Below are 9,460 nucleotides of genomic sequence, written 5' to 3'. Positions count from 1 at the left end.
CACGATCCCCCTTCGCCATACCGCCATCCAAGGCGGTAGAAAGCGAACCCACCTGAGCGAAAGCTGCAAGTGGGCACAACAGGACGGCCGCCCCCAAAAGCGAGCGTGTCTTGATATCCGACATATCAACCGGAGATTATCGTAAAAATGTCGAATTCATAGTGGTAACTAACCGACTTTAGTGGTTATTGTCAGACAACCGATACGTGGTCATCTTCAGCGTCATTCGTCCGATAGTAGTACGGAGTCGATGATTCGAACTCGCCGGCGCACGTATCGACCATCTTCACCACGGATTTTGACTCCAGGGATTTGAGGGCCGCATCAGCCGCCAAAACGTCTTGGGCGGTTTTCCCGGGCAGGTTGCCCACAAGCCAGCCGGATTCCCGGGCACGGAATTCAAACCCGGGCCCGCCACCTTGAGCTTCCGCCAGCAGGCTGGGCGTGCATCCCAAAAAGCTGCGGGCGCTTGCCCCCGGATAGCCGAGCCCCAAAGCCCGGCCAATCGCGCCCTCAACGGACTCGGCCGTCCCATGCAATATCGAAGACAACTCCGATTCGGCTTGTACGAGGTTTGAGATCTTCTCCAAGAACCAATTGTCCACCCGGCTGAGCGCGTGGATATGCGCAACCGTCCAACCCCGTCGGAGGCCCTCGGCAAGGGCCCAAAGGCGTTCGTCGGTGGGGATGCGACAGGCTTCTTCAAGCTCTTCGGTGGTCAACCGGGCCATGCCGGCGTGCTGGAGATCCCGCTGTTTAACCTCGAGGCCGCGAACTGCCTTCATCAAAGCCGATTCAAATGAACGGTCGATGGCCATGACCTCGCCCGTCGCTTTCATCTGGGTGCTCAGCCGCCGATCCCCGCTGGCAAACTTGTCGAACGGCCAACGCGGGATCTTGACCACGCAATAATCCAATGCCGGCTCAAAGCAAGCCTTGGTTGTCTTGGTCACCGCATTTTCGATTTCGTCCAAGGTTTTGCCAACCGCGATCTTGGCCGCGATCCGGGCAATGGGATACCCGGTAGCCTTGCTGGCCAGCGCGGAGCTCCGGGAAACCCTGGGGTTGACTTCGATCACATAGTAGTCAAAGCTATCCGGGTTGACGGCCAGCTGCACATTGCACCCGCCTTCGATCCCCAGGTTCGAGATGATTTTGAGGCTGGCGGTCCTCAACATGTGGTACTCGATATCGCTCAGCGTTTGGCTGGGGGCGACGACGATGGAATCACCGGTGTGCACCCCCATCGGGTCGAGGTTTTCCATGTTGCAGACGGTGATCACGTTGCCAAGTCGGTCGCGCATCACCTCGTACTCGACTTCTTTCCATCCAAGCAAGCTGCGTTCCACCATCAGCTGGCTCCTCATGCTGAGCTTGAGGCCCTTGCGCCCGATTTCCCAAAGTTCTTCGCGGGTCGTGGCCACCCCGCCGCCGGTTCCTCCTAGGGTGTATGCCGGGCGGACGATGCAGGGATACGGAACCTCGTCTAGGACGGCTTCCAGGTCCGATTCGCTCTCAACGATCCAACTTTCGGGGACGGGCTCGTTGATTTCGCGCATCAAAGCGCGGAAAAGCTCCCGGTCTTCGGCTTTCCGGATGGCCTCCAGTTGGGTTCCCAAAAGCTTGACGCCATATTTCTCCAAGATTCCCAGTTGGGCAAGCTGGGAAGCCAGGTTCAAACCCGTTTGCCCCCCCAGGGTGGGAAGCAAGCCGTCCGGCCGTTCTTTGGCAATGACCCGCTCGCAGAACTCGGGGGTTAGCGGCTCGATGTAGACCGCTTCCGCCGTCTCCTCATCCGTCATAATCGTCGCCGGGTTAGAGTTGATCAGGACGACCTCGTACCCTTCTTCGCGGAGGCTTTTGCACGCCTGGGTACCTGCGTAATCGAACTCTGCCGCTTGGCCGATGATGATCGGGCCGCTACCGATCACAAGGATCTTTTCCACTAAAGCATGGTTATACCGGAGCACACCCGGTAACCCTACGGGTCACGGGGGGCCGGATGGCGGATAAAATATGGGCCATTGCCAAAGATCCCTTTTGGCCAAGAGGAATCGAACCCTATATGCCGCTCCTTTGCCGGATTTCCCGCCTTTTGCCTCTGCTCGCTTTGTTGATGGCGGCATCGGTATCCCGGGCTGACACCTTTTTCCTAGTCCAGCCGACTTTGGAAACCGAAGTTGGGCAATACACAAACCACACGGCATTCCTCTACTTCGACCAAGAGTTTGCAAATCTGGAATACGGGGCCAGGGTCGATACGCCGTCCGCAGTGGCCACACTTGACCTCGCATCGACCTTTGGGACGCTCAAATCCAGCTCGATTGGAGAGGTAGTTTACCAAGGAGGGCCGCTGAACCAGTTCATGCGCGTGCGTTTGATCATGGGCTTGAAAACCAAAAATGACTTTGTCGGCACGCTCAAAATCACTTTTTTTGCACGGTTGCCAGGGGCAACAACCGACCTGACCTACCGGACGGTGACCGTGAGCATTGGTCAGCTTCCGCCGCCGGGCATGGGGTACCCGGTTGCCAATGAAAACTTGGGTTGTGCCCCAGCTTTTCAGGGGCTGCTCACCACGGCATATCCTCAAAGCGTGATGTACCAGATCGAGATGACCGGCCCAACCCAGCGGACAGTCACCTTGCCGCTGCAATCGACGGGCACCACATTCAGCTTTTTCACGCTGGAATCTGACGGCTACCAACCGGGCAACTACACGTGGAGGGTCAGGACGCTTGATTCACGCGGCCGCCCCGGGCCCTGGAGTACGCCCCGATCCAATACCCTGTTCGGGGGGATCGACATGGCGGGAACCGCCACCACCTCATTCCTCAACACCATGCGCGCGGCCGGATGGTCAACATTCTTCCAGGCCGCATGGGGAGGACACGGCTATTGGACATCAGCCGCCACAAACCTGATCCGGGCGAACCAAGCCGGTTACAAGGTTGCCGCCTATGCGTTCCTCAATTTCGACAACGGGTCCACCGTCCCGGGGGCCCCGGCCAACCAAACCGGGCAGTGGCAGGTGGACCAAGGGCTTAAAGCTATCGGATTCGTCACCAACAAAACTTCCCTGCCCTACGATCTCAAATACTTTATGGTCGACATCGAAAATGTCTACCAAGGCACGATGTCGCCCGACGACCGGGTGCAACGGATCGCCGAAGCCGTCCAACGGGTCCGCAACCTGGGGTTCTGGCCGATGCTCTACACCCGCAACGAGGGGTCCAACCAGTGGTGGAACCAATACACCAATTCCAGCAACGACTTCCGTGAGCTCTGGCTTTGGGATTCAAAACCCCAGCTCATCACCCACGTCTACAAGGATCACCTTACTTTAAGCAACTCCAGCGCTTGGGTTCCCTATGGCGGATGGGAGGTTCGGGGTGGCAAACAATTCCTCCTCGACCAAACGGTGGCCGGAGGAAACGTGGATTTCAATGTTTGGGATCCTGCCGTTTGGGATGTCAATTCCCCGAACCCGGGATCGATTGCGGTCACACCGGCGAACGTGTCGGTGATCCGGGAACTGGACAACACCTACAAGATCACCGTGACCCTTCGGAACAATGGGACAATCGAAGCTTATGCCGTCCGGCTCGGCGACGCCCAACTCGGCACGCAGTCGGTCACCGGCCGGCAAACCCTTGGGATGATTACCCCCAACGGGTCGAGGATGGGGGTGTATTCGTTCCCGTTCGCGGCGGGTAACCCCGGCACGACCGCCTTCTTGCAATTCACGGTTTGGACCGGCGACGGTCCGCAAAACCACGGTGTTTGGGTCGACCTGCCGTAAGTCAGGGCGGCGCAGAGCCTTGACCCGGTGCCAGGTATCCTCCTTCCCCTATGTCATCGCGGAAGGCTCCGGCGGCCAACCCCAACTTCGTCCAGTGCAAAGGATGCAAAAAAACCCTTTTCACCGCCGATTTTGAGTCCAACCTCCGCGTTTGCCCCCATTGTGATCACCACCACCGGCTCACCTGGCAGCAGCGGGTGGACGCCACTTTCGACGTCGGCAGTTTCCGGGAATGCGATGCCGAACTTGTTTCCGGTGACCCGCTCCAATTTCCCGAATACGAGGAAAAATACGCTCAAGCTCAAGCGAAATCTGGGATGAAGGACAGTCTGGTGAGCGGCACGGCCACGCTGGACGGGTTGCAGATCGCTACGGCCATCGCAGATTTCCACTTCATGGGTGGCTCAATGGGCTCCGTCAACGGTGAAAAGATCGCCCGGACACTTGAACGCGGCGTGGAACTCAAATGCCCGGTCGTTATTTTTTGCGCTTCTGGGGGAGCGAGGATGCAAGAGGGGTTGCTTAGCCTTATGCAGATGGCCAAGACCACGGCCGCGGTGGATAAATGCCGGCAAAACGGCATCCCGTACATCTCCGTCTTCACCGATCCGACCATGGCCGGTGTGCTTGCCAGTTACGCCAGCATCGCCGATGTCATCCTGGCCGAACCCAAGGCCCTTGTCGGATTTGCCGGGGCCCGGGTCAGCGCCCAAGCCCAAGTGCTCAAAATCCCTGACGACTTCCAAACCGCGGAGTTCGTCCATCGGTCCGGGATGCTGGACAAAATCGTCCACCGGCGCGAGATGAAAGCCACGCTCGCCGACCTTTGCTCGATGCTGGGCGCCCACCTCCAAGGAGGGCAAAACTAATGGACAACACCTGGAAGGATTGGGAAAAACCGGTCTTGGAACTAGAGGACGGGGTCGCCAAATTGCGGCAGCTCGCCGACAAAGAAACCGATTCCGTCAAACGCCAAGCTTTGGAAGCCCGGGCGGAAGAGTTTGAAAAACGGATCGAGAATTTCCTGCAGGTTCGGTATTCGCGCCTTGGTCCGTGGGAGCAAGTGTTGCTGGCAAGGGCCGAGCCGCGCCCCTACACGCTCGATTACATTAACGCGATCTTCACTGATTTCACCGAATTGGACGGGGATCGCCGGATCGGCCAAGACCATGCCGTCGTCGCTGGCCCCGCCCGACTGGATGGAACCCCCGTCATGCTCGTTGGACACCAAAAGGGCCGCAACATCCAAGATCGCGCCTACCGGAACTTTGCTATGGCCAAGCCAGAGGGGTACCGCAAAGCCATCCGGATGTTTGAAATGGCCGAACGGTTCCGCATGCCCGTGGTCACCTTTATCGACACGCCGGCAGCCGACCCCGGCGTCGAATCAGAATCCCGGGGGATCAGCGAAGCCATCGCGGCCAGCATGCTCAAAATGTTCGAATTGACCGTCCCCGTTGTGAGCGTGGTCATCGGCGAAGGGGGCTCTGGCGGTGCGATCGGCATCGCCATTGCCAACACCGTTTTGATGCAAGAGCACGCCGTCTATAGCGTCATCCCGCCCGAAGGCTGTGCGGCCATCTTGTGGCGGGACCCGATGAAGAAGGCCCAAGCTGCCGCCGCTCTCAAACTCACGGCCGACTCCGCCCTGGAATTCGGCCTCGTCGAAAAAGTCTTGCCTGAACCGTTTGGCGGAGCCCACCGCAACCCGGCAGAAGCCGCTCAAACCGTCAAATCCGAAGTGGCTTTGGCCCTGGGTTCGCTTGGCAAACTCGCTCCCGCGCAACTGCGGCAGCACCGGTACGACCGGTTCCGAGCCTTCGGGCACATGCTCGGCAACTGAGCGCAACCCGGGTGGCCGTTGCGGCGTCTGCCTGGTTATGAACCGCACCGCGGCGATCACGGCAGTCTTGGGTTTGGCGGTCGCCGGTGGGGTTCTTTACCGGGTCTTCAATCCGCCCGCGACATTGCTCAAGACAGTTCCGGCCGATGTTTTAAAGAAGCAGCCGGAGCTTGAACCCGCCTATCGTAACTATGTGAAAAATGGCGGCGAATACATTTGGGGGGCAAACGACTGCTCGATTTTCGTCAGCGACTACATCAACCAATGCGGTAACCCCTGCCCGTTCCGGCCGACGACCAAGGAGTTGATCGACCCGGCTTTCATGGCCAAAGTCGGTTTCACCTCCGCGAGTGGCCAAATCCGCCCCGGCGACGTCATCGTTTTCCGCTACCTGAACGCCGACCGGCAATGGCGCGGGCACACCGGAGTGGTTGTCTGGTACGACGGGGCCAATTGGGTCATGCACAACACTGAGCGATATCAAGGCATGGTCGTCGAAACCTTGGATAGGTTTTTGGCTCGGGCCGACGCGGCCACAAAAGGGAATCCGGATTTGAGGAAAGTGTTCCGGCGGCGAGACGCCAATCTTTGAACCCGCATGAGACTGTTCCTCTTCGTCTTCGCCGGGTTCGTCCTGTTGGCTGGAATCGCCGCCGTCGGCTACGGCGTGATGGTCGGATTTGGGGGTGGGATCACCCAAGCCCAGGCCAGCAACCGGATCCTCGCCTGGGCAATCCCCGGCTTTTTCGGCTCCGCTGGATGTGCCGTTGCGCTCGGCGTTGCCGCCGCCCGAATGAAGAATTAAGGTTGCAAGGCCCTTGCCGCCGCCTTTCGGTATCGCCGCCGCACGCTCGCTCCGGGGCCGGGAGGGCATTGGCCCCATTTCGGCGGCAACGGCGGGACCCAGTGGATTCTTGGGGAAGAGGGATGCCCACGGGCCGGCCTTGCATGCTTTGGACGGCGGCAGGAATCCCGATCGTTCGATTGGATTGCCGAAAAGCAACCCAGGACACGGTGAACCCCTCAGCCGGGTATTCGACTCTTTCCAATTATGATCGCATCCATCCTGCTTTCTATGATTCTCCGCCCTTCCGTCCATGGCCCAGATTTAAATTTCATGATTCAGGAAGAGAAGATGGCGCGGGACGTCTATACGGCCTTTGCCGATAAGTACGGAATTCGGATATTCGCCAACATTGCCAAATCAGAGCAAAAGCATATGGACGCCGTCGCCGCTTTGCTTTAGAGTGTTGACCAAGCCAACCCTGTCGAGGGTCTCAAGCCCGGCGAGTTCAAAAATCCCGATGTCCTCACGCTTTACAAGAAGCTGATTAGGGCTGGCAACAAGTCTCTTTTGGATGCCCTCAAGGCCGGCGCGACAATCGAAGACAAAGACATCTTCGACCTGAACGCCATGATCAAAGCGGGTACCGAAGGGCAGGTGTTGACAACGTTGAGTGCACTTCGTTCAGCATCAGGGAACCACCTGCGCGCCTTTTACGGGCAAATCAAATCCCGAGGAGGTGACTACGAACCGCAGTTTCTCACCGAAACAGAATTCCGAAAAATTGTCGGAAACTAGTCCGCCGCCGTGGGAACGGACAGGCCAAGGCACTCTTCAAATCCGCACATGACGTTCATGGTGTGGACGATTTGGCCCGCCCCGCATTTGCCGTTCTTATCGGCCATAACCAGCACAGTGACCAAGGCGCGGTCTTCAAACGGGCTGACCCGCAAGGTGTAAACGGCGTTGTCCCAACCCCGGACATGCTCGACATCCCATGTCAGCGCGTCGACCCCGCGGATGAAGAACGACCGGCCAAAGGCCTCTTCGAACAAGGAATCCAACTCCGAATAGTCAGCCATCGCCTCGATCTCGGCCATGCAGACGGCGGCCAAGACTGACCCCAACTCTTGAGGGTCGGCGTGGACGACGACATCACCTTGCCAACCCAGCTCTGCCAGCGCCGGCCCGATATCGCCATGAGCCGGCTCAAACGAGAGTTGAACCACCGGGTCTTCGACAATGAGCCCGGCACGCACCAATGGCCCGAGCCCGATCAGGGCCAACGTAGCTTCTGGCGAAGGGACGCTGAACAGGTCTGCGCAAACCAACGGGTTGTTATCGGCCAATTCCGGAAGGCCGTAGAGAGAACCATTGACCGCTTGCCGCCCCGGCTGGCCCACTACGATTTCGCGATTCCAACCGCCGCGGGCAAACAGCACTTTGTCGGTCGGATCCCCCGATAGGGTGAATCCAGAATGCCCGCGCAACCGCCGATCCAACTCGGGATCTGTGGATGGGCGGGCGAACCAAGTCATTTCCGGGTCATCTTGACGGTGAGGTCGATCGATTGCGTTACAGTTTTCCCTTTGGAATCCTTGGTGCTGATCGTCATCTTGAGGGCCATCGACGTGCGCAAGAGTTGGCCATCAGCCATGGAGATCAGCGAATCGGTCTTGCCTTTGCCCGACACTCCGCCACCCGAAACGTTCAAATCGGTCGTCACGTAGGCGTAAGATTTGCCGCCTTCGGTTCGGAACCCTTTCAACGTGTTGGTGGCCGTTCCCGTCATTTTGCTGCCGCCCATACCGGGGAGCGAGGCGTTGGTCTTCCAACTCCCCCCGACGGCGACGGCTTCGGCCGGAAACTCAAGGATGTTTGAGAACCCGGCAACGTTGGAACCGCCGGAGGCCCGACCGCGGTCGTCGATCTTCACGGTTTCCTTTTGGGGTTGCTGCCCGGCATTGGAAACCGTGGCTTGGACGGTTCCGACCCCGTTGGCCACCGAAAGGACGTCATAGACCAAGCCCATCTGCATCGGTTTTGCCGTGCTGCCGACCTGGGTCATTTCCAACCCATAAGCCATGTGGGCCCCTTTCACCCACTTCATGCGGAACTTGTATTTGCTTCCGCTCTTGGTCACTTGCGCCAAAGAAGGCGATGGGGCTACTGCAACAAATCCGAGGGCGATGACGGCCGAAGCCAAGAAGAACTTTTTCACCATTTCCATTCCAAACGCGTCAGGCACCGGCTCCGTTGACTTTGAGCAGCTCAACCACGATTTTGATAGGCTGATTGCCCTTCACCGATTCCGAACCAGACATCCCGAACGCCATGGATGGGGGCAGAACCAGGGTGCGCACGCCGCCTGCCTTCATCCCTTGGATGCCATAGATCAGGCCAGGCATTCCTTCTTCCGTGATTTTGAGCGGAAAGGTCACCGGGTCGCCGCGCTCGCGGCTGTTGTCCCATTGCTTGCCCGAAAGGTAAGTGCCCTTGTAGTGGATGGTCACGGTATCCCCTTCCTTGGCAACCGGCCCCGAACCGACTTTGGTGTCGACTGAATCGATCACGTTCTTCTCGCTATCCTTGAGGACATAAAGGAGCTTGATCTCAAATCGCAGGTCGGCTTTGGGGGGAATCTTGTCCCGGCCAGTATCGCCATAAGCGTCTTTGTAAGGGATGTCGATGATGCGGGTGCCCCCTTCTTTCATCCCCGGGATTCCATCAAGCCATCCCTGAATCACGCCGCCATATTTGAACTGCACCATGAATGGCATCGACGACTCTGGGTCGTCCATATTGCTGTCGAATTGCTTGCCGTCTTTGATGAACGTCCCTTTGTAAAGGACAAACACGGCATCGTCCTTGGTGGCCTCGCGGCCCGTGCCGACCACGGTGTCCTTGGTCGTCAACTTCTTCAGCCCGGTGTCGTATTCGGACTTCTCACCTTTTTTGCCATCACAGCCGCAAAGGGTGAGGGCGACCGCAACAACAACGGCCAAACCTAAGGATTTCATGCGACAATGGT

Annotated in this window: 10 protein-coding genes and 1 pseudogene; 7 read left to right on the top strand and 4 right to left on the bottom strand. The window is 58.4% G+C overall.

The genetic code is table 11. The annotated features are described in order from the left end of the window. Positions 1 to 191 precede the first annotated feature (191 nt). On the bottom strand, positions 192 to 1,946 hold the full coding sequence (gene carB / locus JNM28_05505) for a carbamoyl-phosphate synthase large subunit (GenBank protein MBL8067884.1): 1,755 nt from the start codon (positions 1,944 to 1,946) through the stop codon (positions 192 to 194). A gap of 56 nt (positions 1,947 to 2,002) precedes the next feature. Between carB and JNM28_05500 the strand changes: the two genes are divergently transcribed. The 7 genes and pseudogenes from JNM28_05500 to JNM28_05470 all read left to right on the top strand — a co-directional run bounded on the left by JNM28_05500 (position 2,003) and on the right by JNM28_05470 (position 7,227). After that, positions 2,003 to 3,802: a hypothetical protein gene (locus JNM28_05500; GenBank protein MBL8067883.1), complete on the top strand. Its 1,800-nt coding sequence runs from the start codon at positions 2,003 to 2,005 to the stop codon at positions 3,800 to 3,802. A 50-nt stretch (positions 3,803 to 3,852) separates the two neighbouring features. After that, a complete protein-coding gene (gene accD, locus JNM28_05495) occupies positions 3,853 to 4,671 on the top strand; it encodes an acetyl-CoA carboxylase, carboxyltransferase subunit beta (GenBank protein ID MBL8067882.1) in 819 nt (272 codons plus the stop codon). Next, a complete protein-coding gene (locus tag JNM28_05490) occupies positions 4,671 to 5,645 on the top strand; it encodes an acetyl-CoA carboxylase carboxyltransferase subunit alpha (protein MBL8067881.1) in 975 nt (324 codons plus the stop codon). Before accD ends, JNM28_05490 begins: the two co-directional genes overlap by 1 nt. A gap of 37 nt (positions 5,646 to 5,682) precedes the next feature. Further along, a complete protein-coding gene (locus JNM28_05485; GenBank protein ID MBL8067880.1) occupies positions 5,683 to 6,237 on the top strand; it encodes a C40 family peptidase in 555 nt (184 codons plus the stop codon). Between the two features lie 6 nt (positions 6,238 to 6,243). After that, a complete protein-coding gene (locus JNM28_05480) occupies positions 6,244 to 6,450 on the top strand; it encodes a hypothetical protein (GenBank protein MBL8067879.1) in 207 nt (68 codons plus the stop codon). Positions 6,451 to 6,696: 246 nt separating this feature from the next. Then, on the top strand, positions 6,697 to 6,891 hold the full coding sequence (locus tag JNM28_05475) for a DUF2202 domain-containing protein (GenBank protein ID MBL8067878.1): 195 nt from the start codon (positions 6,697 to 6,699) through the stop codon (positions 6,889 to 6,891). 15 nt (positions 6,892 to 6,906) lie between these two features. Next, positions 6,907 to 7,227 (top strand): annotated as a pseudogene (locus JNM28_05470) (DUF2202 domain-containing protein). Here the strand turns inward: JNM28_05470 and JNM28_05465 are convergent. From JNM28_05465 to JNM28_05455, 3 genes are read right to left on the bottom strand one after another with little or no spacing between them, the layout of a single operon-like run. Then, positions 7,224 to 7,967, bottom strand: coding sequence for a hypothetical protein (locus JNM28_05465; protein MBL8067877.1), 744 nt, complete (start codon positions 7,965 to 7,967; stop codon positions 7,224 to 7,226). The pseudogene JNM28_05470 and the gene JNM28_05465 overlap by 4 nt on opposite strands. Beyond that, a complete protein-coding gene (locus tag JNM28_05460) occupies positions 7,964 to 8,677 on the bottom strand; it encodes a hypothetical protein (protein ID MBL8067876.1) in 714 nt (237 codons plus the stop codon). The genes JNM28_05465 and JNM28_05460 overlap by 4 nt, the downstream gene beginning before the upstream one ends. Further along, the gene (locus JNM28_05455; GenBank protein ID MBL8067875.1) at positions 8,670 to 9,449 is read right to left on the bottom strand and encodes an FKBP-type peptidyl-prolyl cis-trans isomerase; all 780 of its coding nucleotides are present in this window, start codon (positions 9,447 to 9,449) and stop codon (positions 8,670 to 8,672) included. Before JNM28_05455 ends, JNM28_05460 begins: the two co-directional genes overlap by 8 nt. Positions 9,450 to 9,460 lie beyond the last annotated feature (11 nt).

It is taken from the genome of Armatimonadota bacterium, assembly GCA_016789105.1.
Classification (GTDB): Bacteria; Armatimonadota; Fimbriimonadia; order Fimbriimonadales; family Fimbriimonadaceae; genus UphvI-Ar2.
This window is presented reverse-complemented; position numbering and strand designations above follow the sequence as displayed.